Below are 24,391 nucleotides of genomic sequence, written 5' to 3' on the forward strand. Positions count from 1 at the left end.
TGACAATTCAAAATGTTGAAATTATCATAAAAATGTAAAAATATTCAAATTTTGGAGGTACTTTATGACAAAATTGTTATAAAACATGTTTCTTCTTGCCGGTAGTGGAGTAATTGCACTGGGAGTTCTATTAGGAGGACAAGCTTATGATGATGGATGGGAAGGTAAAATCTCATGGTGGGAAAGTTCATCTATCGTTGAATACGACCCAGTATGGCCTGATGGGCCTGAGCCAGAGGAGGACCCTGTTTGGCCGGACAGCCCGACACTTGCAGAATCAGATCCCGTTTGGCCTGATGGACCAGAACCCGAGGATGATCCTGTTTGGCCTGATAGCCCATTACTCGTAGATTCAGATCCGGTCTGGCCTGATTCCCCAGCACTCCCCCTTTAAAGCCACAAAAAACACCCCTTGTAAGAGAGTCCTGCAAAATAGGGCGAAAAAATCTTTAATAGAGAAAAATCCACCAGTTAGAAAAGTTGACCTTAACTTTCTGGTGGATTTTTACATTGTTTCAAGAAGTATGGGCTGATATTACACATTTCCCAGCTCATTTTGTGGTAATAATTTTGTCATTCTTTTAATGTTTACAGCGAACACCGAGAGATAGGTTTGTATTTTCATACCTAATAAACCACGGTATTTCGCCCTGGTTAACCCATGGAATCTTTTTAATTCCGCATTCTTATGCTCTATAGATGGACGTACCTTTTTCCGTTCTTGATACTCTTCCGAGTCTAAGTACTTCATTTGTTGTTGATGTTCTTCAGAAATGATCCGAATGGAGTATGTTTTTGATTTTTTCCCCTCTTTATAACACCCTTCTTTTAACGGACATTCTTTACATATATCAACGTCAAAATAAAAAGTGTTCATTTGGTTTGTTCCAGTATCTTTTTTACCCGTTCGAGCTTTTCGAATACTATGGTGTCCTGCTGGACAAATCACTTGATCTCTTTCTTTATCATATTGAAAGTTGTCCTCTTCTCGTGCTCCATAAACAGATGGATTGAGTGGGATGGATGCTGTGATTAAATTTTGTTGTAAGTAGGATAAATTATGCTTAGATGAGTAAGCCGTATCAGCGAGAATTTCGTTAACTTCCATTCCACCAGCTTTAGATTGGTTCACTAATTCTTTTAATTGCTTACCGTCATCTACATTTCCTGGAGTGACCTGAACACCCGTAATAATTTCTTCTTCGGTCATCGCAAGATGATTCTTATAACCATAAAAGGATTTTGTAGTAGACTTCCATCCAAAACGCGCATCCGGGTCTACTGCTGACAGAATCCCTTTCTTCGAAAGAAGCCTTTCGTCTTCGACAATTCTCTTTGCGGTCTCCAGCTTATCCTTTATCGCGCCTTCCGCATCTGGAAGAGCCTGTTCGATTTGTTCACCTAAATGGGCTAAATACCGAAGCATTTCTTTAGCTTGTTCTTCCTCTGGAATATCATTAAGCTTTGGAGCTTTAGGTAATTTTTTATGTAGTTTGGTATGTTGTTTTTTAACGGCTCTGGAGAGCCTTGAAGCTGCTTTTGTTAGCACTTGTAGAGGCGAACGCTTACTTGCGTTTGCTTGGGCATGTGTAGAATCTAAAATGAGTGCTTTCGATTGGATGATCCCTTTTTCCTGGCACTGCTTGACGAGTTCTTCCAATACTTCCTCTACACGATTAGCTCCTAATCGATGGTTTCGAAATCGACTTAATTGTGTAGGATGGGGTAAAGAACTTTCGGGATTCAATCGTAAAAACCACTTATAAGCTAAATGTAAATTGGCATCTTGAATGACTTGATCATCGGATAAATCATATAAGGTCTGGATGAGAAGAATTCGAAGTAGTAACTCTGGTTCAGTCGCTGGTCGTCCGTAATACATACAATATGATTCCTTCGTAAGGTCATATATAAATGAAAAATCAACCACCTTATCGATTTTCTTTAATAGGTGATCTTCTGGTATTAAATTGTACAACTCGGCATGAAAGGAAAGAGTTTCTTGATATTGATCTTTTAACATTTATCCAATTCCTTTGCATTTTTCTTTCATCATATCAAAAAACGCCCCGAAGGGCGCTTTTTTCCAGTTACTGTATTCGTTTTGCAGGACTCTCTGTAAAGGATGTTCTTTGCTTATCCAATGAGACTAGTTTATACGCTCGATTCTTTTGAAATCCGTTCAAGGATCCTTGTTGAAGTAGTTTCCTGTTTCCAAAGCCATTTACCAAGAATCCCTCCGACAATCCCGATTCCGCCAACAACAAATCCGATTGTCTGAATGACTGCCGAAGCACCCAACGTCTGAACGAGAATTCCACCTGAAATGGGTGCAACGATGAACACAACACTAGCCACTGAGTTTGTGATTCCAAACACCCGCCCGACCATTTCTTTTGGAGACTCTTTTTGCAAGGCGAAGTTAAAGGCAACCATCTAAATTCCGTTACCTAATCCAACGAGCAGACCGAAACTAGCAGGAATTAATAGTGATATGCCTTCTACAATGTAACCTACCCCTGCAAAGCCGAATCCGATCAAACTCATTCCGCCGCCAATCGCCCAACCATATTGAATCTCTTTAAATCGGTTCATCAATGTGATGGTCAGAATCGACCCTATTCCTGTCATACTCATCAACATACCGAATACTACTGGTTCTTCCATGTTAACGGAACGAAGGAGGACTGGAAATTGAAAGTCGACGAGTTGAATGCTCATCATCCCAATCAGGGAGAATAGAATGGTATTGAAAATCACACGTTGCTTCAATATGAAAGTCCATCCTTCTTTCAAAGATTCTTTAAAACTTGATTGTGGTTTGTTGTCATTTTCAGGTGCTATAGTATTGTTTTCTTTGATTTTTCGCATGGTTAACAGGATAAGCCCTGATATGATGCTGCTGAATACATTGATCAAGATACATATTTTAGGGGAAAAGACGGCCAGGATGACTGCTCCTAATAAGGGTCCGACAATTTTTCCGGAGTTATTGACAATTTGGTTATAGGAGGTTGCTTTCAACAACTGATCCTCTTGTACGACATGACGTGTAAGAGATTGTGCGGCCGGGGAACTGATCAATCCCATGGTGGAACGTAAAAATAAGAGGGGGAGAATCCAGTAGATGTGATCGGCTAAAACGAGAAGTCCAGTCAAAACTGCACTGATAAAGTCGGAAGCCATCATGAGGTTCACTTTTCTGTAGCGGTCGGCGAGAACACCTGCAAAAGAGCCGAATAGGATCCCTGGTAAGGCAAAACATACCGGAATAAGGCCGATCAATACGGGGTCTGTATTCCATCCATAAGCGACAAGAACGGAAATGGCGAGGATATCGAACCAATCACCATAGATGGAAATGGAAGAGGCAAGAAATAACTTCACATACGTTTTATTTTTAAAGAGTGACATTGATTTAGTCTTTCCCATAGGAAAAATCCTCCTGTCTTGTTCTGTATCAATCATAGCTTGCAACAGGAGATCAATTAACGAGCGAGAGGGGGAACTTTTCTCAGCCTGAGGTCGGAGTATGGCTCCTCCTTGGATAGAAAAAAGGGAATCGTGAAGTTGACTCGAAACTAATGAACGGGTCAACTTCATTTTTTAGTACATGTCTTAGTTGCTTTTAATTTATTGAAGCAAAATTTGAAGGTACGATTTTTTGGTGATTGTCATTTTCCGATGGATTTGAATCATGATGTATTAGTCGCATTTATCGGACCGAATTTCTAGGATGACCTGATATTATTGTCACATTTATCCATTATAACTACCTTATAACAGTCCAGTAAGTCGAACACTCTTGAAACAACTAGATTGCAGCCGGATGAAAAAAAGTGACATCGGAGTTGAGCCATATGGCAAGTCAAGTTGTAAGTGTAAGAGTGAAGATTAGAAGCAAAATGGAAACCATTAGTCAATTTTGCAAGGATCTTATTCAGAAGTATCCTGTAATTCTAAGAGTCTATGCCATTTTCACGTGGCTTTCATTGATTGCGTTCATAATAAGCTTGATTTTTATGGAAGACTCTCGTAGGATGTTCGTCCAGTTTCTCTGGTCCTTTTATGTGATATTGCAATTTTGGTTATTATGCAGGAGTAAAACCCTCACGTGGAAAAAGTATACATATTTCTTTTTAGCGGGAGCATGGTTGATGACGCCCATCAATACAATCATCGTCAGTTCCTTTACTACGGTGTTTGGCGGTAGAGAAGCAGATGTTTGGAGCATGGCGATCTTGACTCCAATTGTGGAAGAAATCGTAAAACTCATCCCGCTTGGAGCTTACCTCTATTTCTCTCGGAGAGCAACGTCATTAAGTTTAAGTGATTTTGCCCTTATAGGCGCTGCGACAGGTGCAGGTTTTCAATTTTTGGAGGAAACATTCCGCCGGTTTATTACTGGAAACCATTATGGGGTGACGTTGTTACAGGGAAAAGTACTCCATTGGGAGTTTTTCACCCTTTTTCCCGGGTATTTTGAGGAGGGTTTCCTCCCTGATAAAATGACAGCCGGACATTCCTTGCTGACTGCAATGGTTGCATTGGGTATCGGATTAGCGATCAGATATAGGAATCGATTCAAGCAATTTACATATTTTTTCCCATTATTCCTTTTGGTTTGGGCAATCTTTGATCATGCAATCTGGAATTCGTTCTATAGCGCTCCTGACTGGCTTACGGCAATCCATGAATTATTAGGTGGTGGATATGCTGCAAAACCCCTGTTCTTAATCATGCTTGCTATCTCAATCTTTTTAGATTATAAGTCTCTGAATCGAGTCAGTGGAAAACTTCCCATGTTGAATGGAGAACATGTCATCAATCCCTTTTCTGAAATGTGGAACCTGGTGATTTCTGTTTCAACTGATCGTAAACGTTTTGGTTATTTTCTGATGTTTTATCGAGAGCGTAGAGAACTTGGATTTACGTTACTGTATGGAAATTCCGAAGCGGAAGGTCTCATACCTCGAATACAAGAGAACATCCAGAAATATTATAAGGCTCTGGCCGTGATTGCACTTGCACTTTTTGCTTCTTTATTCTTGAAGGAATGGATAGATTCTTACCATACGCCTCAAGCGTGTATCGCTTGTCTATTCGACCAGGTGCAAAATTGGTGGGATCATTTATCTGGATTGGAGAAAGCGATCATCATAGGCGGAGCATTCGCTTTGACCTTCCCGCTATTAGGTTTCTGGGCATCAGTAGGTGCGGTTACGACAGGGATTGGTGTGGCTTCTGGGGGCCACGGTATAGCGGATATCATCCGGAACCCGAAGAAATTGCTTACACCAGAAACTGCACTGGCTGTGGGGGTTGCTGCAATATTAAGCAGAATTCCTTTTGCAAATGCATTGAAAAAGTTAGGAGATCCCATTGCTTCAAAGTTGAAAAAATATTGGGATGATCTTATTGACAAAAAAGGAAATGATCCTGATCCTCCGGAAAAGCCAGTAGTCCCTAAACCGACAGTAGGGGATTTCACTAACGTAAAAAATATAGAAGATTTCCGGGCAAGATTACCTGATGATGCCAAACAGTTGCCATGGAAAGAGGTTCCAGGTGGTGCAGCAGAAGGAGAGAAGTATCGTTGGACTGATCAGAGCGGCAATGTTTGGAATGTCAGAGCCCACGGACCTGATCCGTCGGCACCAGCTGGATCAAATGCTGCAAATGGCTGGATTTATCGGGTAGAAGTGAAAACACCATCAGGTAAATGGACCATGGATTCACAAGGTAATTTTCAAAAAAAGAATGTCTTTAATCCAAATAGTCCACATTATAGCGAAAGTATTGCTAATGATTCGCACATTCCATTCACAGGCTGAAAAAAATTGTAAAGGATGTTCATAATGGATGTAAGAGAAATTGAACAGGTATTAAAAGGAAAAGACGAACAAGAAAAGATTGAAACAGTTTCCCATCTATCTGACGTTTTCGAATCATATAACACAAACATAGAAAACTTCGTGGAGCTGATTGAGGTTTTATTGGACTATGCCCTTGCCGAACAAAATCTCGAGGTCAAAGAAGAATTGTTCGATGCCCTATCGAAAGCCGTAACCTATCAAAATGTTGAAAGGATAAACTGGGATTCTCTAGAACGACATTTATCGCAGTTACCTTTATCTTGTTTGATCACAGGAATCAATATTTTAGGAATGACGCATGTACAGAAATATCTGCCGACGATTAAAATGTACACAGAACATGAAAATGGTGCTGTAAAAGGTGAGGCATATATTGCACTGAAGGAGATGGAACATAAAAGAAGTTGAATAACTGGAATTTTAATAACAAGACAAGTAAGGGATATATTTGACGACGCCTTGAATCGAAGGGACCTTATATCCAGCCTTGAAACGATTGGAGACAAAAGGGTTCATCCAGTCTTATTGGAGTAAGCAGCACGAAGGGAATCGCCGAAAATATTACACCTTGACTGATGATGGGCGAAAAGAATTGGAAAAGAAGTTGAGCAATTGGAAGAAAATCGACTTTTTAATCCAAAAATGTTCGGGTGAATACTCATGACACGCATCAATGAGTATGTCGATGGAATCGTTGAAAGGTTGCCGATTACCGCGATTGAAAAAGAAGATTTAAAACAAGAACTTATTGAACACCTTGAAGAGCATATAACAGAACTGATGGGAGAGGGATGGGGAAAGGATGATGCTGTTGCCCAAGCGATCCAGTCTTTCGGAGACAAAGATCAACTACATAAGGAAATGCACAAGGCTTTTTTCCCCTATCATAAAATAGTACGATGGCTGTGGAGCACTTTGATATTGACGGGCTGTTTGTCAGTCATCGGTTACTGTATTATGGAATTCTTATTTCCCAGAGTTTGGTAATGGTGTTTATTTCGAACTGCGCAGTATCGTCACGATGTTGATGTTGACTGGATTTATCTGTGGAGTGATTGAGTTCTTTTATGAGTTGATCTTATCTGAATACAAGTCAAAGTGGTATACAATCCGTGGCTATCTTTGTCCTTCCGGCTATGGTTTATGGAGGTATTTTAACGTATACCATCAACTGTAACTTCGATCAATTTTACACGTCTAAATTGGACGTCATTTCCATCGCGGATATGTATATCATTCCTGTATCTGTTTTCATCTATATTTTTGTACAGCAAATCTTCAACTAGCTGTTAATTCCTAAGAAAAAAGCATCCAGAAGGTGATTTCAAAGCAACTTCGGACAGGAGAAGGAGAAAACAGCGTAAGAGTGTCCGAACATGGAGCAACTTCGGACAGGAGAAAAAGAAAACCGCGCAAAAGTGTCCGAACATCAACTTTTGCCACTACATAAATTTCTACAAAACAGTAAGAGGACTGCCATCAAAGGACAGTCCTTATTTCTTTTCATAGAGGACATATCTTTTGATGAAGATTTCATCTGTCTTCGGGTTTTGAAAGACCCATCCGCCATTCAAATCACCATATTCCTCACCATCAACTGTAAAACCCGTAGGTAAGAATTCAGGCTTCGGGCGTGACGCTTCCGTCTGTATGAAAAAGTCTGTACTTACATATGTATTTTGATGAAAGGTAATACGTTCTGGTATAACGTTATTAGATCCCAGAAAGATTAGATCGACATAATGGTAAAGACCGATCATGCAGAAAACAAATGCGGTCAAAAAAGTGATTTTTCGAAACATCCAATCCCCCATTCAATTTATTTCCATATTTTTACCATACAAAATACTACAAATTTTTTCAATCAAAATTGTACTTTCTTTTAAACAAAAGTGCATTGATGGTTCCTCCGATGATCAACGTTTGCGCTGTCAGGTAAAGCCAAATCATCAAAATGATGATGGTTTTGACATTGCCGTAAATGATCGAATATTGGCTGTATCGAACATAGAACGAAAAGCCTAATGAAATAAGTTGCCATATGATCGTCGAGAATATGGCTCCAGGCAGGACTTCGATAAATTTCAGCCTTGCTTTCGGGACAAAGTGATAGAGGACGTAAAAGAAACAAAATAGGACGAAACTCCCGACGATCCATTTTAACGGGTTCCAGAACGTGACGATGAATGCAAACAGCCAGGCATCTTCATCAAGATAACTGAGGACAAGCCGTTCAGCTACAGGTACAAGGACAGAGATGACGACCACACTGATGAACGCTATGGTCAACAATAATCCTTCAAATAATTGTGCAAGAAGAGATCGCTTTGTACGCTGTGGATAGCTTTCGTTCAAAATCCGTGAAAAGGATTGGATTGCAAAAGATGAAAGCCAAACAGAAGCTATGAATCCAAAAGTCAATAAATTCTTTTCCTGGTTAGCGAAAATCCCGTTCAGTGTATGTCTTAGGAAATGAATGGTCCGCTCAGGTGCGTAGGGTTCGACGATATCCAAAACTGATATGGTGTCTATCGGTATGTGACCGACCAGCGTAAAAACGACGATGAGAAATGGAAAAAGCGACAATAGGAAATAGTACGACATCTGAGCTGCAAGGTCGTAGACTTTACGATCGAAAAATTCACGATAAAGAGATTTGAATAGCCATATCATTGTCGTCATACTGGATCCCTCATTTTCATCACTACAATTGGTATAACCAACATGCTGAATTTCATTCGATTAAAGAGGATTTCTGTTCCAGACAGCAAAGTATACTATTAGATAATTGATTCATTCAGGCATGACGTAAAACGAATTTTGAGGAGGATGGATATGAACGAAGAACAGGTATTCGAACAGTTTAGGATGTGGCGTAGTTGGACAGTAAGATCAGTGGAGGGTTTGACAGATGAGATCCTTGATTATATCCCTGAACACCATAGGAACAATATTCGCTGGAATATGGGGCATATTTTGGTAGGTTGGGATCATACAGTCTTTGCGACACTTGAAATGGAAAGAAGGATGCCGCTTCAATATCATTTGATGTTCCCAAGGGAAAGCAGCCCTGCAGATTGGAAAGAACATCCACCGTCTTTTGAGGAGTTACTCCAAAATCTGAAAGAACAGCCGGATGAAATTATCGAGGTAAGCAGAGGTAAATTAGAGGAGCCACTAAAGCGAGGCTTTCTCCATATGAAAACATTAGGCGAAATGTTTCTCTTCCACATGAATCATGAAGCGTTACATATGGGTACAATCAACATGCTCAAGCGTTCAGCTAAACACCAACTCGTAAAATAAGTGGTTTTGGCATTTTTAGGACGCTCTTTTGCAGTACTCTAAATTAGTTTTTTCTCTTTTGCGCAACAGATAGGGGCTGTCCAATTTGATCAGCCTTCTAAATTTAAGATTTATCTTAACAACTAAGGGTAGAAACTCAACAAATTTGAAATTATCTCTACAACTCGAAAATTCTCTCGAAAAAGGCTCTATTATAGAATAAAACGGCCTGGACTGGATCTTTTTGATCCATCCGGGCCGTTTATGATCATGATGTTGAAATTTTAATGGGTCGTTCTATATCTAGTACTGAAGCTATGTGTTCCCCAATCGGAAAACAAGCTGTAGCAGCAGGGGACGGGGCGTTGCAGACATGGGTACTTCTTTTACTATGGACTAGAAAGAAGTCATCTACAAGCGAACCATCCGATTTCAAAGCTTGTGCGCGGATGCCAGCAGGTGCCGGCATCAGGTCGTCAGCTTCAATTGACGGAACCAAGCGCTGTAAGCTGCGAACGAAAGCCCTCTTGTTGAAGGAGCGGACCATTTCATCCAATCCTTCTTTCCAGTAGCTCGATGCCAGCTTCCAAAAGCCAGGATAGGTCAACGTTTCAGATAAATCCTTCAAGGAGATATCACGCTTACGGTAACCTTCTCTTTTAAAGCCTAGGACAGCATTCGGACCTGCTTCTACTCCGCCGCCGATCATCCGTGTAAAATGAACGCCCAGGAAAGGGAAATCAGGGTTAGGGACAGGATAAATCAAGTTTTTCACGAGGTATTCTTTTTCAGGTTTCAATTCAAAGTACTCACCGCGGAACGGTACGATTTTCAGATCAGGATTTTGGCCGCTGCGTTTTGCCATACGATCACTTTGCAGGCCGCAGCAATTGACCAGATGTCTCGTCCGGTAAGTGCCGGAAGTTGTTTCCACCGTAACTTCGCCTGGACCTTCCTCGATACTTTTCGCTTCAGTACCTAAGAAGAGATCTGCACCACGTTTTTCCAAGACTTCTACGATCGCTGAACAAACGCCTACATAATCGATGATACCGGCTTGGGGGACTTTGATCGCTTTAATGCCGTTTACATGTGGTTCTTCCTCTTTCAATTCCACATGGTCCAACAACTTGATGTCCAAGCCGTTCTGAAGCCCTCGCTCATAAAGATTATGCATGGCAGTAAGTTCTTTTTCATCAGTCGCAACGATCACTTTCCCACATTGTTCATAAGAAATCCCATACTGTTCACAGAAAGATGCGAGTTTACGACCACCGTCTTTTGCAAATCGAGCCTTGAGACTGCCTGGTTTATAATAGATGCCGGAGTGGATGACGCCACTATTATGCCCGGTCTGATGTTTTGCCCAGCTGTTCTCTTTTTCGATCACTGCAATTTTCAATGACGGATTACGCTCGGTCAGGGCATAGGCAGTGGAAAGTCCGACGATTCCACCACCGATGATCATGACATCATACATAGGTTTACCTCCGTTTTCTAAGATTTTAGCTCTGTTATTCTATTTTGTTGAATTCTGCGAAATTCCCTTCCTTTCCGCGGGCAATCTGCAAGCTTCCTCGCTCTTTCCTCGCTGTGGGGTCAAGCTTGGCTCGGTTTTCCCGCAGGAGTGTCGTGAATTTCGCTTAAACAAAATTACTATTAAAATCAACAACAAGATTTAAAAGCGCCTAGACTTTTTTAAAATATCCCCGTTGGCGTAACAGCTCACGGTGCAAGTCCGGGTGTTTTTCAAATGCTGCTCTTCCGTGCAGCCAGAACGTGTTGTTCAATACGACGAGATCACCTACAGGAAGCTCTAGCTCGACTACAGCTGAACTGTTTTCCATAGATTCTGACATCGATTTCAAATACTCGGCTTGTTCTATTGTATCAGGATACGCAAATTGATCGATGAATTGGATGCAGGTTTTCCCGTTATGCTCATAAAAGGTATCATTGTAAACGGTCTGGCTGACATTTTTACTTGCTGGTGATTTGTATGGTATTTTTGTAGATGCCACAGGATGCTTTGCATAATAATCAAGCTCTTCCCAGTCATCCAGGTGCAAGAGTCGTGATTCACCACCGACTGCATTTTCTTCCGCAAATTTCATCATCAACAGCCAGTCACATGGTTCATCGACGAACGTACCATCTGTATGGAGGGTGAACAAGCGATAGGCCTGGCGCAGGTAAGAGTCACTTTTGTCCGTATCCTTTACTGTAAAACGGGCGTAATATTTTCCTGACATCGCATCAAAGTTCACGCCACCGATCAGATGTGTGATGGCTGTGGAGAATTTGACGTAATCTTCATCTGAAGATGTAACCTTTCCGATTCCCAGGGTAAAGCCGCCGAAATCACGATCATGAAGCACTTCATTGATTACTTTTGAAAATTCTTCACCAAGCACTTGCTTCAAATCACTTGCGATGACATAACGCATGTAAGGGATATACTCGAGTTGTTGTGAAATCGTATCACGATGCTTTTCCAAAAAAGCAGCCATAGCTTCTTCTTTCAGTTCGATATGATAAAGACGTTTGGATTGCGGGTGTTGTACCACGCTGAAATTTTCATAAGACTTCACTAAATCAGATTTCACCATACTCATTTCAATTCCTCCTTGAATTTTGTGGCGATTCCGCCAGTAATAGGGTTAATACATCAAAAAAAGCCAGTAATATCTCCAAGTGGAAGATATCACTGGCTCGATCTACGTTCTGGCTTCCGGATGAGAAGTCCGATAGATTTTTCAGTGGTATGAACATGTTCATTTGTCATTAAAGTCACCGAATGGGAAAGGGGCTGCCTTTCTCCAGGTGATTGTATTCCTTATCTTACAACCAGGAATGAACATTGTCAATAATATTTTGAATTTAAAGAAAGCTGACTTTCTTCAATATCAGGGTAACTAGGAATCAGCCTGCCCCAAGGCTTGGCTGAGCCAAGTTTTCTTTGAATTATGATTATTTTACGACATGAGGTGTCTGATATTGTTTATAGGCATCACGGACAGCGGCAAGGAGTGCAGACTTCGCTTTTCCGTAATAATGATTTTCGATTTCCTTTTCAATGAGCTGAATTCCATCACGCAGACTGAAGCCTTTCAACAAATTGCCCAAGTATGATTGAGCATGGTCGGTGGCAAGGGTACAGTCGGCCCACACAATCACGCCATAATTGTGATCGACCTCAATCGTGACAGTTAAAGTTTCGTGTAAATCACTGACCGCCATCCCATTCGGTAATCGGGCATGTCCTGCAAGCATCTTCGTATTTGGCATTTTCTTTTCCTCCTATCGGGTTCGTATTCGATTGATTTCATCTACCAATTCTTCCCCTATGACAGGTTCCAGATTGGAATAGATGGGGTTGAGCGTTTCCATCCATGCTTTTCGTTCATGTTTGGTCAACAGGTGTATATCAATCGCTTCATCACGCTTTAGTTGCCTGATTTGTCTGTCATTTATTTCGATGGCGTGGCGGCTGATCCAAGATGTCGTTTCACTCATCGCCTCATTCATTTCCGTTTGTATATCTTGAGGTAATCCCTCCCATGCATCTTTGTTGATAAGAATGATATTACTCATGATGGCATGGTTGCTTACAGTAAGATAATCTTGCACTTGGTAAAGCTTTCTTGTGTATATATTAGACACTGTATTTTCTTGTCCTTCAATAAAATTGACTTCAAGGTCACGGTAAAGCCTGTTGAAGTTCATTGCACTTGTACTTGCACCGAATATGTTGAACTGGCTTTTGATGACTGGGCTATCCATGATTCCGAAGTGCATTCGCTTAAAGTCTGAAGGGTATTTGACGAACTTTTTGTCGGTCGTCATCTGTTTATAGCCGCCGAACCAAAAATCCAATCCTTTCATACGGTCATCATCGGTTTCTTTTAAAAGACGCGAACCGATCTTTCCTTGATAGGCTTCTTTTACCAAGTCATGATTCGTATAGACGAAAGGTAGATCCAGAACCTGGAATATCGGATATTCCGAGGTAAGCTCAGAGGTTGATGGCGCAATCATCTGAACATTCCCTTCTCTCAAGGCACGGAGTTGTTCCTCTTCCTTGTAGAGAACAGCATTCGGATAGATTTCTACTTCGACCTGCCGATCAGTTTTTTCTTCAAGCCGTTTGGCAAAATACCTTGCTGCTTGTCCTTGTGGAGAATTCTCAGAATAAACGTGACTGAATTTGATTGTGATTTGATCCTTCAAGCCGCTTTGTTCATCATCAAATTCGGTGGTCCCGGCAGAACCGGAAAAATCGAAGCCGACGAAGACAGCCGTCACGATTCCGACTGTAACCAAAATTGCGACCCATATCACTGTCCTCATCACGCCTCACCTCCAAGAAATCCTTTACCATAGTGTATCACACTGGATTTCTCATGGTACAATAATGATAAATTACTAGGGAGTGTGAGGACGGTGTCATTACAACGTTTACCAATTCGTTGGAAGATTACAATTCTATCATTTGGCATCGTCTTGTTTTCATTGCTCATAGGCGGGATCATTTTGACAGGGAACATTTATGAGATGAAAGAAAGGGATCTCGGTCATCGTTCCTTGCTGACGGCAAGGACGGTCGCCAACCTGCCTGAAGTACAGTCGGGGGTTACGGAGTCAAGAGGATGGATCGAGATCAACCCGATTGTTGAGCGGATCCGCACCATCAATAACGCTGATTATATCGTCGTCCTTGACATGAATCGTGTCCGTTATTCCCATCCTAATGAGGACATGCTCGGTACATTATCGTCAGGGAAGGATGAGGGTCCAGCTTTTGCAGAACACAGCTACACATCCAAGGCTAAGGGAGAACTCGGAACAGCAGTCAGAGCGTTCGTGCCGATCTTGAATGAGCAGAAGGAACAAGTCGGAACAGTTGTTGTCGGCATCATTCAACCGACTCTGTGGGAAGTCCTGGGAGAGTTGAAACATCAGATCTTGATCATTGCCCTCCTGACCTTATTATTCGGAATCATAGGATCATGGTTATTAGCCAGGCATTTAAAACAGGAGACCTTCCAGCTCGAGCCATACGAGATTGTAAGACTCTTGAAAGAAAGGACTGCCACACTCCAGGCGATGAATGAAGGGATCATTGCAATCGACCGTGGCGGCTGCATCACTGTGTTTAACGATAAAGCCAAGCGTATTCTGCGCCTTCAAGAGGAGGTAGCAGGGGAACAGATTGAAAAAGTTATTCCGGAATCCCAACTTGGCGATGTCCTGAAAAATGGAGCAAGTGTGTACAAGGAAGAAATGAAGATCAATGAGAAGATCATCATGAGCAGTCGGGTGCCGATTTTAGTCGAAGGTGAAATCGTCGGAGCGGTAGAAGTATTCCAAGATCGTACAGAAGTGACTTCAATGGCTGAAGAGCTTACAGGGGTCAAAGCGTTTATCGATGCGCTCCGTGTCCAAAACCATGAGCACATGAACCGGCTCCATACGATTGCAGGGCTCATTCAGTTGAACGAGAATGACAAGGCGCTCGAATTTTTATTTGAAAATCAGGAAGAACAACAAGCTCTGACAAAATTTTTATCAAAACAAATACATGATGAAAGCATTGCAGGCCTCTTATTAAGCAAAGTAAGCCGGGCTAAAGAGCTTGATATCGAATTGACAATCACTCCTGAGAGCCGCATGAAAAGGTTTCCTGGGCTTCTTGACCGTCATGACTTTGTTGTCGTATTAGGGAATTTGATTGAAAATGCCTTTGACGCGTTTGTTGGTGTAGAACGTGATATGAAGCTGGTCGAGCTCCATATTGAACAGTCGGATGATCATCTCTATTTGTCTGTTGAAGATAATGGCAAAGGGATGGCAAAAGATGACCAGGCAGACATGTTTACGAAAGGGTATACGACAAAAGGCAGCAAAGGCTCGGGAATCGGCCTATACCTCGTCAAAAATGTGCTTGAAAAAGGTGAAGGCTCTGCCCGTGTGAAAAGCATCCTACAGGAAGGTACAAGTATCGAATTGACATTTCCGATGAGACCGGGAGGAATCGCACATGAACAAGTATCCGGACATTAAAGTATTGTTGATCGAAGACGATCCTATGGTCCAAGAGGTCAACCGTCAATTTATTGAACGTGTTGAAGGCTTCCAGGTGATCGCCTCTTCTAGTAATGGAAAAGAGGGACTGGAACTAGCAAGGTCCCTGAAACCCGAATTGATCGTCCTGGATATCTTCATGCCAGAAAAAGATGGTCTCGATCTGATGGCAGAGCTGCGCGCATCGCAATTGAACATAGATGTCCTTGTAATCACAGCGGCCAATGATAAAGATACGATTCGGACGATGTTATTGAACGGAGCGATCGATTACATCATCAAGCCCTTCAAGTTCACCCGTATCCAGAAAGCCCTGGAAAAATACCGGGCATTGCACACTGAGTTTTCTGAAGACGGAAAGATAGGACAAGAAGAGCTTGATCGATTAATTCAGACAACGGGGGATATTCCTGTCCGTAATAGGAAGGATGAAGGAGTTCTGCCGAAAGGATTAAACCAGCAGACACTTAAGCAGATTCTACGGTATTTGAGCAACCAGGAAACTTCGCTTTCTGCAGAAGAAACTGCAGATGGAGTTGGGATTGCGAGAGTGACAGCCCGTCGTTATTTAGACTACTTAGGTAAGACTGGAAAGGTCGAAATCGATGTCCAATATGGTGGTGTCGGCAGACCAATCAATCGGTACCGCCTCGTAGACAAAGTGGGGTATTAGTAATGAAACTTTCTTATGATGAACTATACGAAAAAATCAAAGAAATTTGTCATCGTTTCCCTATGGTAGAAGAGAAAGTGGATGGCTTCGGGCACACCTCTTTCCGAGTAAAAGACAAACCATTCGTCATTTTAGGAGAAGATGAAACGAATCCTTCGCTCACGATCAAAACATTGAAAACGACACAGGAAGGGTTGATCCAGCAAACAGGTTATAAAAAGTCTCCTTATATCGGACAACATGGCTGGACTACTTTTCCGCTCGAGAGTATGGACTGGAAAGCGGTCGAAGACTACCTTCTAGAAGCCTATTTTCGGACAGCACCAAAAAGTGTCATCAAAAAGATGCAAATGAATCGAAACTGACATCGACAGCTAGTATCCTGATAAAAGATTATGAAAAGGCGGTGTACATATATATGATGAAATATGGAACTGTAGGTACAAGCTGGATTACGGAATCCTTTATCGAAGCGGCAGAGGAAAGCGGAAAGATGAGTTTGACTGCGGTTTACTCACGGTCAATTGACAATGCTCGGAAAATAGTTCATAAATACAATGCCTTCAAGGCTCATGACGATTTGGAAGAGATGGCAGCGAGAGAGGATATCGATGCAGTCTATATTGCATCCCCCAACTCCCATCACTATGAGCATGCGAAGCTTTTTTTACGACACAAGAAGCATGTCATTTGTGAAAAGCCGATTTTCTCTAATACAGCTGAAATGGAGGATGCCTATCAAGTTGCTGAAGAAAATGGTGTATTTCTATTTGAGGCAATGAGGAATATCCACTCGCCAAACGCAAAAATCCTGAAGGAGCAGGTAAAGAAGGCAGGAAAACTTCGAAGTGCGCTTTTCCACTACATCCAATACTCTTCACGGTATGATTTGTTCTTAAAAGGGGAGAGGCCAAATATCTTTTCATCTGATTTTTCGGGAGGAGCGTTAGTCGATCTGGGTGTTTATCCGATCAGTCTAGCCGTATATGTATTCGGTGAACCTGAAAAAGTTTCCTATCACCCTGTCATACTGGAAAGTGGTGTAGACGGGAGTGGTACACTTGTCCTAGAATATGATGGGTTCATTTGTACCATTTTATGTTCAAAAATTGCACATTCGTTCACTCCTTCTGAAATCCACGGTGAACATATCTCGTTCGTGCTTGACCATGTTGCTCCGCTCAATAAGATTTCTTTGGTTGATCGTAAAACGAAAAAGAGCGAAAAGCTTGGAGAGGCACTGAATGATAACGACATGATTTATGAAATTGAAACCTTTGCAAATATCATAGAAAAAAATGATCTGGAAGCATATCATGAGCTGACCGACTTAAGCCGTAGTGTATTAAGGATTACGGAAAAGGCCAGAAAACAAAATAAAATCGTATTCGGGACAGAAAAATAAGCTTTTAAAAAACAGAGTGTATCTAAATACATTCTGTTTTTTGTTGCAACAAACTCTAGAATCACTCAATCTTCATTTATAAGCCGAATTTCGGATTTATGAGCCGATTTCATGAATAAATGCGGATTTACTCTTTTACAAGAAGTGAAGGAAAAATGAAACGTTTCGAAAAAAAGCTTTCCCTCCATAAACGACCTCAATAATCTTCACCAATTTGTTATTTCAATATTTAGATAATTGCTACAAAAGTAATGTTTACGCTTACATTTATAAACGATATAATTTTATCGAAACGTTTCACTTCGAAATCAAAACCAAAATCAGAAGGAGAGTGCTTATGAAGAAACTGATGTTAATCGTCTTAACAACTGTGTTACTAGCAAGTTTAAGCCTTCCGTGGAGTGCTCATACGGATGCTTCTCCAACAAAAGGCAAAGAAATCGGTCATGATCAGGAGTTACGGGCGATTGCCAAACAAACTTATCGTTACTTTGAAGATTTCACTGACAAATCTACCGGCTTGCCTTATGATGCTGTCCGTGTTAAAGGTGAAGTTGATACGAAAGAATACACATCGCCGACGAATATTGGGATGTATTACATGAGCACGATCGCTGCTGATGAACTCGGATTCATTTCAGAAGAAGAAGCGGTTGCAAAAATTAGCAAGTCACTTCATACGTTAAAAACCTTAGATAAATGGAACGGCCTCTATTATAATTGGTATTTCACCGAAGATGGTTCATTGATGAAGGATTGGGGCCAATTCATTTCTACAGTCGACAATGGCTGGTTGTCTGCAGGGCTGGTTGCAGTCGGTCAAGCTTACCCTGAACTGTATGATCAAACAAGTAAGCTTGTAGAAGAGATGGATTACACCCAACTGTATGATCCGGAAGTAGGACAGATGTGGGGCGGATTTAATGTTGCAACGGGTGAAATGACTGCCCATCATTATGGCACATTCTATACTGAACCACGTGTTGCAAGCTATGTCGCAATCGGCAAGGGCGATACACCGAAAACCCACTGGTGGAAGATGGAGAGGACACCGCCAGCAGAATACGATTGGCAATCACAGACACCACAAGGTTACACGGAAACTTACGATGGAGTGGAAGTGTTTGAAGGCCACTATACGTACAATGGTCAAAAATTTGTTCCAAGCTGGGGTGGAAGCATGTTTGAAGGGTTGATGCCTTCAATCGTCCTGAAAGAAAAAGAGCTTGGGAAAGATGCGCTAGGATTGAATAACCGACGTCACGTCGAGCTCCAAATCGAATATGCGAAAGAACAAGGATATGATGTCTGGGGGATGTCACCAGCGGCGACACCAGACGGATATTCCGAATTTGCAGCAACACCGCTTGGGGTGATGGGATATGAAAAGAGTCATATCGTAACACCGCATGCAACATTCTTAGCACTTGAATATGCATCGGATGAAGCGATGGAAAACATCCATAAGCTCAGGGATATGGATGCCTACAGCAAGTACGGTTTCCTTGATTCTGTCAATGCGGAGACAGGGGAAGTCACACAAGCCTATCTTGCGCTGGATCAGGGGATGATCATGGTTTCGATCGCAAACTTCTTGAAAGATGGCGTAATACGTGATTACTTCCATAGTGATGAAATTGGCAAGAAACCGGAAGATCTTCTGATAAGAGAAGAGTTTTCAATCAAGTAAACGACTTAGGGGCCCAAAAGCCCTTTTAAATGAGAAAACCCACGGAGAAAGTTCTTCGTGGGATTCTTTTTCTTACACATAAACTGTTGTTACAGGAAGTTGTGGACCACGGCGGCCAGCAATCCCATTTTATTCATTCAAAAGTCCCTTTTACAATCGCTTTTCGATTTTCGACCATCATTTTCCCCTTCGCAAAAACATCCCTTATTTCAAGAGACTCTCTGTCTAAAAGGACGATATCACCATCGAAGCCTGCCTCGATCTTTCCTTTACCTTTCAACTTGAGTATATGTGCTGGGTTTGAAGTGATCACTTTGAGCGCAGTTTCCAACGGGATATCCTCTTTTAAAACGGCCTCCTGGACTGCTGCGTACAAGCTCGACACTTTTCCGATTTTAAGGCCTTTCAGCTCACCATCTGGACTGAAATCCGGAAGACTGCCTTGGGCATCGGATGTAAAGGTGATCCGTTCGATCGGAACTCCTTCATCAAGCATTCGTTTCAGACCTCTGCTGCATCTGACCTCCCCTTCATGAAGAAATTGAGGAATAGTGCTTGTTGTAAAGTCAACATACCCGCCTTTTTTAGCGTATTTAATTCCAGCTTTGAAAAGGTGAGGATTACGGTTGATATGGGTTGGATAGAACTGTTTGATCGGAAGGTCTGTCCGCTCGACGACTTCCTCAATAATCTTCAAGCAATCCTTGCTGTCGCCGACATGGATGTTGACGATACCTGCTTTCCCGGATAAAATTCCGCCGTTCCGGGCTGAAGCTCCGATTTTCGCCAATTCTTCTACAGTCGGTTGTGATGAACGATGATCAGAGATCGCAATTTCACCAGCCCCGATGATCCTATCGACAAGGATGATATCATCTTCGATTTTACCAGTCAGGGTTTTTACAGGGACCTGATAGGATCCAGTCTGGACAAAACAGCTGATCCCTTCCTCTTCCAGCGCTCTAGCCTTGGCAACAAGACTAGACATCGTCCTGGTCGTCCCATCTGTACCGATGACGCCAATCAGGGTGGTTATCCCTGTTAACGTTGCGTCAGTCAGCTTGATTTCAGGTGTCCGTGTTTTATAACTTCCTTCACCGCCACCGCCGATGATATGGACATGTGAGTCGATGAAACCCGGTACGACGATTTTTCCTTCTGCCTCGATTACCTGCGTTTGCTGTGAGAAGAAGCCCTCTGGTACTTGGATGTGGTCTTCAACAAAACCGATTTTATCATTCACGATCAAAATATCTTTTTTGCCTAGATATTCCGGAGCGTAAACTTCTCCGTTACGTATCAAAATCAACATAGAGCATGCCCCTTTCTATGTATAGTTTTACCACTTTCTTGAATTCATTATAGCTTATCAAAATCTTTTTAGTCCTAATCGGATTTAATTGGACAAAACTCATTTTTGATGAGTTTTTTTCTTATTAGGAGGCTTTATTACTGTCCTTGCGCATTGCAGATGAACAGTATGACTAAATCGGGGAGAAAGTCAAAAATTATGAGAAAATGTCTAAAAAATCCTACGCTAAGTCTAAAAATACAACACATAAGTTTAAATACATACAATGATCTACAAAAAGTGCCTTATTTCTGCGTGACCAAAATGACCAATATGTCCAATATGTTCTAAATATTCAAAAATATCAATGAAAACGCTACCATGGAGATACTGATCATTTGGGGAGGGAATATACTTGAAAAGAAAACTCATATTTACGTTCATATTTACATTATCGATGTTGATAGCAGCATGCAGCAATGGTTCATCAGGAGGAGACGGTGGATCAGATGGCGATTCAGGCGAAGCTCAATCCATCGTATTTGGAACTGGTGGTACATCTGGTGTTTATTACCCGATCGGGGGCGCGTTGAAGCCGATTTTTGAAGAAAGTGACCAGGTGTCAAACGTGACAGTCGAATCAACTGGTGCATCTGTTGCGAACATCCAAAACATCCAGGACGGTCTTAATCAAATGACCATCATCATGAGTGATGTCGGTTATGACGCGATCAATGGTGAAGGGCAGTTTGATGGAAACAAAGTCGAAATCACAGCTATGGCGGGCATGTACCAAAACGTTGTCCAAGTTGTGGCATTAGAAGGCAGTAACATTGAAACAATCGAAGACTTGAAAGGGAAAAAAGTCGGTGTTGGACAAGTCGGCTCCGGTGTTGAACAAAGTGCGAAGAAAGTACTTGAAGCAGCGGGAATCACGTATGACGATCTTTCAAAAGTGACACATACAGGTTATGCGGACAGTGTTCAGGAAATGAAGAACGGAAGCTTGGATGCAGCCTTCTTCACATCAGGAGTTCCGAACAGTAACATTACAGATCTCATGCAACAGACAGATGTTAATTTTGTAGAAATTAAAGATGATTTAGCAACGAAGCTGATGGATAAGTATCCGTTCTATAAGGAATTTTCAATCGAAGCTGGAAATGAAGCAGCGTATGGTTTGGATGAAGAAGTGAAGACGGTCGGAATCCAAAACATGATCATCGTTCCACCAGACTTGAGTGCAGACCTTGTTTATGATCTGACGAAACGTTATTACGAATATCTCGGGACCGATGGAGTTGCAGTAGGTGCATTGAAGCAGCTAGACCGGGATGAAATTGCGAAAGGGCTGATCGTCGACTTGCACCCTGGAGCGAAGAAATTCTATGAAGAACAAGGGATTACTGAATAGGACGAGGAAAAAGGGCATCACCGAGGTGCCCTTTTTTTACCATGAGGATTCGATACCTTATGATGGCGGCGATTTTCATCGGGATCGCGTTGTCATTTATTCCAAAGTCATACCTGATCCTCAAAACAGATGCCGATATCAAGGCCATCCAACCAGCTGCAGCAGAAACCTCGTTTACGATCCAATGGCGTCACTCGGTTGAGAAAGAATTATGGGAAGAATTTTTCAAAATAAAAGAGAACAGGATTTATATTGATGGAACAAGATTCAAAACCTTCGGGGCTGGTGTTCCAAGCAATGCAGGTAATGATACGTATATAAAAGATGGCTGGGTGCACATGGTCGGAATCGATCGTGAAATCGGGAAAGAACTGCGTGTTCGTACTGGAAAGACCACAAGACACAAGTTCATCATTGATGGAAATGCGATTGAGATGAACCAACCCGGTACATCATACACTATTGAAACGAAAACCATGCCGTCGATCCAAGCATGGTCGCAAAAACTATTAATCGTTGTGAGGTGAGATCATGGCAGAAGAAATGAAAGATGTGGTCGAAAAATACGACCGGGAAAGCAACATCAGGACCTCTGTAGCAAAACCGGTATTATGGTTCATTACAATTGCAGCCGTTACCTTATCCATTTTCCATTTATACACGTCATATGCTGGGGCTCTTGTAGACGTAAAGCAGCGGAGCATCCATCTATATACATTGATGACAATCGGATTCCTCATATATCCGATCTTGAAGAAGAAAGGGAAAGGAACCGTTCCGATTATTGACTACGTTACAGCTGGGCTCTCCATGTTTGTCGGGATCTATATGCTCATGACGGCAGAGCGGATCATCCAAACTGGAGGCCGGATCAATGACACGGATTTTTATGTTGGTATATTGGCGATCATTCTGTTGCTGGAGCTGACACGCCGTGTGACTGGATGGGGTCTCGTCATTTTAGGCATCGGATTCCTCGCATATGGATTCTATGTAAAGCTATCGATTTATCCGGAATTGACAAGTCCGGTCGTTCTGAGTGTCTCGAAACAGATCATCGCGCAACTCGTTTATATAACTGAAGGGGTTTTAGGGACGGCGATTGGCGTTTCGGCTTCTTATATCATACTTTTCATTTTATTCGGTGCATTTCTCGGGAAGTCTGGGATGGGTCAATTATTCAACGATCTTGCATTAGCTGTTGCAGGCCATACGAAAGGCGGACCAGCAAAAGTGGCTGTCCTTGCCAGCGGGTTCCTCGGCTCGATCAACGGTTCAGCAATTGCCAACGTCGTTACGACAGGTACCTTCACCATCCCGTTAATGAAGAAGATCGGATATAAAAGAGAGTTTGCTGGCGCTGTTGAAGCAGCAGCCAGTGTCGGAGGTCAAATTTTACCGCCGATTATGGGAGCAGCAGCCTTCATCATGGCTGAAAACCTCAACATTCCTTACACGAAGGTCATCCTAGCTGGAATCATCCCAGCGTTACTCTATTACATCGGGATTCTTCTGCAAGTCCATTTCCGGGCTTCGAAACGGGGATTGAAAGGCATTCCGAAAGCAGAACTCCCGCGGTTGAAGGAAGTCATGGTGGAACGGGGGCATCTATTGATCCCGATGTTCATCCTTTTGTACCTGCTTTTCTCAGGAAAAACACCATTCTTCGCCGCCTTCTGGTCGATTATTGCAACTGTCGTCATCGCAGGCTCATCCCGGATGCTAGCGGTCATGTCAGCTGTTTCGCTCGGATTGATCTTCGGACCTGCATTGACGGGCGGTTCATTGCGCAGCGACTGGTGGGAACTCGTTCTTATCATTGCAATTCCCGCTGCAATCAATATCTGGCGTAAATTTTTAAAAATTGAAGCGGAAGAAGTGGACATTAAGGATTGTGCAGAAGCACTTGAAAACGGGGCAAGGACGACGATTCCCGTGGCACTCGCTTGTGGGGCGGTAGGTATTGTCGTCGGTATCGCTTCTCTTACAGGGGTTGCCCTTGAAATTGCGAACAGCATCGTAAGTATTGGTGCAGCTGTCAATAGCCCGCTCATCCAACTTCTTATCACGCTTGTATTGACGATGATCACTTCCATCATCTTAGGAATGGGATTGCCGAGTATTCCGACCTATATCATCACAAGTACGATGGCGGCACCGATCCTTTTACAATTGCCGCTTTTCCAGGAACTCACCGGTAGTACAGCGAATGCAGTATTTGTTGCACATATGTTTGTTTTCTATTTCGGTATTTTTGCTAACATCACACCGCCTGTCGCGCTCGCCGCCTTTGCGGGAGCAGGTATCAGCGGTGGGAATCCGAACAAGACAGGTGTACAAGCGATGGTCCTTGCTATTGCAGGCTTCATCGTCCCGTTCATGTTTGTGTTTTCACCGGAAATGCTCATGCTTGATGCAACCTTCACAACTGTCTTACTCATTGTCGTTACTTCCTTATTAGGTGTTTTCCTGTTATCGGTTACGGTAGAAGGTTACATCAATGAACGAGTGCCGGCATCGTTGCGTATCATTTCATGTATTGGAGCGTTGCTCTTGATTTATCCAGGATTGTTTACAGATTTGATCGGTTTAGGGGTGTTGGTACTTCTCATCGTAACGGCTTATGTGAAAAAATCAACTTCGTCTGAAACGTCGCTTTCAGCAAAATAACCG

Annotated in this window: 25 protein-coding genes; 15 read left to right on the forward strand and 10 right to left on the reverse strand. The window is 42.3% G+C overall.

Features of this window, described 5'->3' with window-relative positions; all coding sequences use genetic code 11:
* Positions 1 to 85: 85 nt before the first annotated feature.
* Positions 86 to 394: a hypothetical protein gene (locus ACJROX_RS05425; RefSeq protein ID WP_408009744.1), complete on the forward strand. Its 309-nt coding sequence runs from the start codon at positions 86 to 88 to the stop codon at positions 392 to 394.
* Between the two features lie 141 nt (positions 395 to 535).
* On the opposite strand, the gene ACJROX_RS05430 is transcribed toward ACJROX_RS05425, so the two are convergent.
* The 3 genes from ACJROX_RS05430 to ACJROX_RS05440 all read right to left on the reverse strand — a co-directional run bounded on the left by ACJROX_RS05430 (position 536) and on the right by ACJROX_RS05440 (position 3,432).
* Positions 536 to 2,023 (reverse strand): IS1182 family transposase, encoded by a 1,488-nt coding sequence (locus ACJROX_RS05430; protein WP_408006191.1) that lies wholly within the window; start codon positions 2,021 to 2,023, stop codon positions 536 to 538.
* Positions 2,024 to 2,154: 131 nt separating this feature from the next.
* Complete coding sequence (locus ACJROX_RS05435; protein ID WP_408009745.1) at positions 2,155 to 2,436, reverse strand: hypothetical protein; 282 nt, start codon at positions 2,434 to 2,436, stop codon at positions 2,155 to 2,157.
* Positions 2,437 to 3,432, reverse strand: a complete 996-nt coding sequence (locus ACJROX_RS05440) for an MFS transporter (protein ID WP_408009746.1) — start codon at positions 3,430 to 3,432, stop codon at positions 2,437 to 2,439.
* A gap of 608 nt (positions 3,433 to 4,040) precedes the next feature.
* On the opposite strand from ACJROX_RS05440, the gene ACJROX_RS05445 reads away from it, so the two are divergent.
* The 5 genes from ACJROX_RS05445 to ACJROX_RS05465 all read left to right on the forward strand — a co-directional run bounded on the left by ACJROX_RS05445 (position 4,041) and on the right by ACJROX_RS05465 (position 7,162).
* On the forward strand, positions 4,041 to 5,834 hold the full coding sequence (locus tag ACJROX_RS05445; protein ID WP_408011583.1) for a polymorphic toxin type 30 domain-containing protein: 1,794 nt from the start codon (positions 4,041 to 4,043) through the stop codon (positions 5,832 to 5,834).
* 24 nt (positions 5,835 to 5,858) lie between these two features.
* Positions 5,859 to 6,284 (forward strand): hypothetical protein, encoded by a 426-nt coding sequence (locus tag ACJROX_RS05450; protein WP_408009747.1) that lies wholly within the window; start codon positions 5,859 to 5,861, stop codon positions 6,282 to 6,284.
* Between the two features lie 55 nt (positions 6,285 to 6,339).
* Entirely contained in the window at positions 6,340 to 6,540 is a 201-nt protein-coding gene (locus tag ACJROX_RS05455; RefSeq protein ID WP_408011584.1) for a PadR family transcriptional regulator, read from the forward strand.
* On the forward strand, positions 6,537 to 6,863 hold the full coding sequence (locus ACJROX_RS05460) for a permease prefix domain 1-containing protein (RefSeq protein WP_408009748.1): 327 nt from the start codon (positions 6,537 to 6,539) through the stop codon (positions 6,861 to 6,863). The genes ACJROX_RS05455 and ACJROX_RS05460 overlap by 4 nt, the downstream gene beginning before the upstream one ends.
* A gap of 125 nt (positions 6,864 to 6,988) precedes the next feature.
* Positions 6,989 to 7,162: a hypothetical protein gene (locus tag ACJROX_RS05465; protein ID WP_408009749.1), complete on the forward strand. Its 174-nt coding sequence runs from the start codon at positions 6,989 to 6,991 to the stop codon at positions 7,160 to 7,162.
* A 207-nt stretch (positions 7,163 to 7,369) separates the two neighbouring features.
* Here the strand turns inward: ACJROX_RS05465 and ACJROX_RS05470 are convergent, their stop codons facing one another.
* Together ACJROX_RS05470 and ACJROX_RS05475 are read right to left on the reverse strand one after the other, a co-directional pair.
* The gene (locus ACJROX_RS05470) at positions 7,370 to 7,678 is read right to left on the reverse strand and encodes a hypothetical protein (protein WP_408009751.1); all 309 of its coding nucleotides are present in this window, start codon (positions 7,676 to 7,678) and stop codon (positions 7,370 to 7,372) included.
* A gap of 58 nt (positions 7,679 to 7,736) precedes the next feature.
* Positions 7,737 to 8,558, reverse strand: coding sequence for a YihY/virulence factor BrkB family protein (locus tag ACJROX_RS05475; protein ID WP_408009752.1), 822 nt, complete (start codon positions 8,556 to 8,558; stop codon positions 7,737 to 7,739).
* A gap of 153 nt (positions 8,559 to 8,711) precedes the next feature.
* Between ACJROX_RS05475 and ACJROX_RS05480 the strand changes: the two genes are divergently transcribed.
* Entirely contained in the window at positions 8,712 to 9,182 is a 471-nt protein-coding gene (locus tag ACJROX_RS05480) for a DinB family protein (protein WP_408009753.1), read from the forward strand.
* A gap of 247 nt (positions 9,183 to 9,429) precedes the next feature.
* Here the strand turns inward: ACJROX_RS05480 and lhgO are convergent, their stop codons facing one another.
* The 4 genes from lhgO to ACJROX_RS05500 all read right to left on the reverse strand — a co-directional run bounded on the left by lhgO (position 9,430) and on the right by ACJROX_RS05500 (position 13,511).
* A complete protein-coding gene (gene lhgO / locus ACJROX_RS05485) occupies positions 9,430 to 10,641 on the reverse strand; it encodes an L-2-hydroxyglutarate oxidase (RefSeq protein ID WP_408009754.1) in 1,212 nt (403 codons plus the stop codon).
* A gap of 208 nt (positions 10,642 to 10,849) precedes the next feature.
* Entirely contained in the window at positions 10,850 to 11,776 is a 927-nt protein-coding gene (gene glaH / locus ACJROX_RS05490) for a glutarate dioxygenase GlaH (RefSeq protein ID WP_408009756.1), read from the reverse strand.
* A gap of 355 nt (positions 11,777 to 12,131) precedes the next feature.
* Positions 12,132 to 12,449, reverse strand: coding sequence for a DUF3870 domain-containing protein (locus ACJROX_RS05495; protein WP_225065061.1), 318 nt, complete (start codon positions 12,447 to 12,449; stop codon positions 12,132 to 12,134).
* Between the two features lie 12 nt (positions 12,450 to 12,461).
* Entirely contained in the window at positions 12,462 to 13,511 is a 1,050-nt protein-coding gene (locus ACJROX_RS05500) for a DctP family TRAP transporter solute-binding subunit (RefSeq protein WP_408009757.1), read from the reverse strand.
* Between the two features lie 93 nt (positions 13,512 to 13,604).
* Between ACJROX_RS05500 and ACJROX_RS05505 the strand changes: the two genes are divergently transcribed.
* From ACJROX_RS05505 to ACJROX_RS05525, 5 genes are all read left to right on the forward strand, one after another.
* Entirely contained in the window at positions 13,605 to 15,224 is a 1,620-nt protein-coding gene (locus tag ACJROX_RS05505; protein WP_408009758.1) for an ATP-binding protein, read from the forward strand.
* Entirely contained in the window at positions 15,202 to 15,918 is a 717-nt protein-coding gene (locus tag ACJROX_RS05510; RefSeq protein ID WP_408009759.1) for a response regulator, read from the forward strand. The genes ACJROX_RS05505 and ACJROX_RS05510 overlap by 23 nt, the downstream gene beginning before the upstream one ends.
* 2 nt (positions 15,919 to 15,920) lie before the next feature.
* Complete coding sequence (locus ACJROX_RS05515; protein WP_408009760.1) at positions 15,921 to 16,283, forward strand: MmcQ/YjbR family DNA-binding protein; 363 nt, start codon at positions 15,921 to 15,923, stop codon at positions 16,281 to 16,283.
* A gap of 56 nt (positions 16,284 to 16,339) precedes the next feature.
* On the forward strand, positions 16,340 to 17,323 hold the full coding sequence (locus ACJROX_RS05520) for a Gfo/Idh/MocA family protein (RefSeq protein WP_408011585.1): 984 nt from the start codon (positions 16,340 to 16,342) through the stop codon (positions 17,321 to 17,323).
* 337 nt (positions 17,324 to 17,660) lie between these two features.
* Positions 17,661 to 19,013: a glucoamylase family protein gene (locus tag ACJROX_RS05525; RefSeq protein WP_408009761.1), complete on the forward strand. Its 1,353-nt coding sequence runs from the start codon at positions 17,661 to 17,663 to the stop codon at positions 19,011 to 19,013.
* Positions 19,014 to 19,146: 133 nt separating this feature from the next.
* On the opposite strand, the gene iadA is transcribed toward ACJROX_RS05525, so the two are convergent.
* Positions 19,147 to 20,325, reverse strand: a complete 1,179-nt coding sequence (gene iadA / locus ACJROX_RS05530; RefSeq protein WP_408009762.1) for a beta-aspartyl-peptidase — start codon at positions 20,323 to 20,325, stop codon at positions 19,147 to 19,149.
* Between the two features lie 394 nt (positions 20,326 to 20,719).
* On the opposite strand from iadA, the gene ACJROX_RS05535 reads away from it, so the two are divergent.
* The 3 genes from ACJROX_RS05535 to ACJROX_RS05545 are packed head-to-tail and all read left to right on the forward strand — an operon-like array spanning position 20,720 to position 24,388.
* Positions 20,720 to 21,718 carry a TAXI family TRAP transporter solute-binding subunit gene (locus ACJROX_RS05535; protein WP_408009763.1) on the forward strand — a complete coding sequence of 333 codons (999 nt, stop codon included), beginning with the start codon at positions 20,720 to 20,722 and terminating at the stop codon, positions 21,716 to 21,718.
* Between the two features lie 41 nt (positions 21,719 to 21,759).
* Complete coding sequence (locus ACJROX_RS05540) at positions 21,760 to 22,245, forward strand: DUF1850 domain-containing protein (protein ID WP_408009764.1); 486 nt, start codon at positions 21,760 to 21,762, stop codon at positions 22,243 to 22,245.
* A 4-nt stretch (positions 22,246 to 22,249) separates the two neighbouring features.
* Positions 22,250 to 24,388, forward strand: a complete 2,139-nt coding sequence (locus ACJROX_RS05545) for a TRAP transporter permease (protein WP_408009765.1) — start codon at positions 22,250 to 22,252, stop codon at positions 24,386 to 24,388.
* The last annotated feature ends 3 nt before the right edge of the window (positions 24,389 to 24,391 follow it).

The sequence above is a fragment of the Pseudalkalibacillus sp. A8 genome, assembly GCF_045920555.1.
GTDB lineage: Bacteria > Bacillota > Bacilli > Bacillales > Fictibacillaceae > Pseudalkalibacillus.

Coding starts and splice junctions, on each gene's coding strand:
- ACJROX_RS05425 (WP_408009744.1), top strand. CDS start 86: ATGTTTCTTCTTGCCGGTAGTGGAGTAATTGCACTGGGAGTTCTATTA.
- ACJROX_RS05430 (WP_408006191.1), bottom strand. CDS start 2,023: ATGTTAAAAGATCAATATCAAGAAACTCTTTCCTTTCATGCCGAGTTG.
- ACJROX_RS05435 (WP_408009745.1), bottom strand. CDS start 2,436: ATGGTTGCCTTTAACTTCGCCTTGCAAAAAGAGTCTCCAAAAGAAATG.
- ACJROX_RS05440 (WP_408009746.1), bottom strand. CDS start 3,432: ATGGGAAAGACTAAATCAATGTCACTCTTTAAAAATAAAACGTATGTG.
- ACJROX_RS05445 (WP_408011583.1), top strand. CDS start 4,041: ATGTTCGTCCAGTTTCTCTGGTCCTTTTATGTGATATTGCAATTTTGG.
- ACJROX_RS05450 (WP_408009747.1), top strand. CDS start 5,859: ATGGATGTAAGAGAAATTGAACAGGTATTAAAAGGAAAAGACGAACAA.
- ACJROX_RS05460 (WP_408009748.1), top strand. CDS start 6,537: ATGACACGCATCAATGAGTATGTCGATGGAATCGTTGAAAGGTTGCCG.
- ACJROX_RS05470 (WP_408009751.1), bottom strand. CDS start 7,678: ATGTTTCGAAAAATCACTTTTTTGACCGCATTTGTTTTCTGCATGATC.
- ACJROX_RS05475 (WP_408009752.1), bottom strand. CDS start 8,558: ATGACGACAATGATATGGCTATTCAAATCTCTTTATCGTGAATTTTTC.
- ACJROX_RS05480 (WP_408009753.1), top strand. CDS start 8,712: ATGAACGAAGAACAGGTATTCGAACAGTTTAGGATGTGGCGTAGTTGG.
- lhgO (WP_408009754.1), bottom strand. CDS start 10,641: ATGTATGATGTCATGATCATCGGTGGTGGAATCGTCGGACTTTCCACT.
- glaH (WP_408009756.1), bottom strand. CDS start 11,776: ATGAGTATGGTGAAATCTGATTTAGTGAAGTCTTATGAAAATTTCAGC.
- ACJROX_RS05495 (WP_225065061.1), bottom strand. CDS start 12,449: ATGCCAAATACGAAGATGCTTGCAGGACATGCCCGATTACCGAATGGG.
- ACJROX_RS05500 (WP_408009757.1), bottom strand. CDS start 13,511: ATGAGGACAGTGATATGGGTCGCAATTTTGGTTACAGTCGGAATCGTG.
- ACJROX_RS05510 (WP_408009759.1), top strand. CDS start 15,202: ATGAACAAGTATCCGGACATTAAAGTATTGTTGATCGAAGACGATCCT.
- ACJROX_RS05515 (WP_408009760.1), top strand. CDS start 15,921: ATGAAACTTTCTTATGATGAACTATACGAAAAAATCAAAGAAATTTGT.
- ACJROX_RS05520 (WP_408011585.1), top strand. CDS start 16,340: ATGAAATATGGAACTGTAGGTACAAGCTGGATTACGGAATCCTTTATC.
- ACJROX_RS05525 (WP_408009761.1), top strand. CDS start 17,661: ATGAAGAAACTGATGTTAATCGTCTTAACAACTGTGTTACTAGCAAGT.
- iadA (WP_408009762.1), bottom strand. CDS start 20,325: ATGTTGATTTTGATACGTAACGGAGAAGTTTACGCTCCGGAATATCTA.
- ACJROX_RS05540 (WP_408009764.1), top strand. CDS start 21,760: ATGAGGATTCGATACCTTATGATGGCGGCGATTTTCATCGGGATCGCG.
- ACJROX_RS05545 (WP_408009765.1), top strand. CDS start 22,250: ATGGCAGAAGAAATGAAAGATGTGGTCGAAAAATACGACCGGGAAAGC.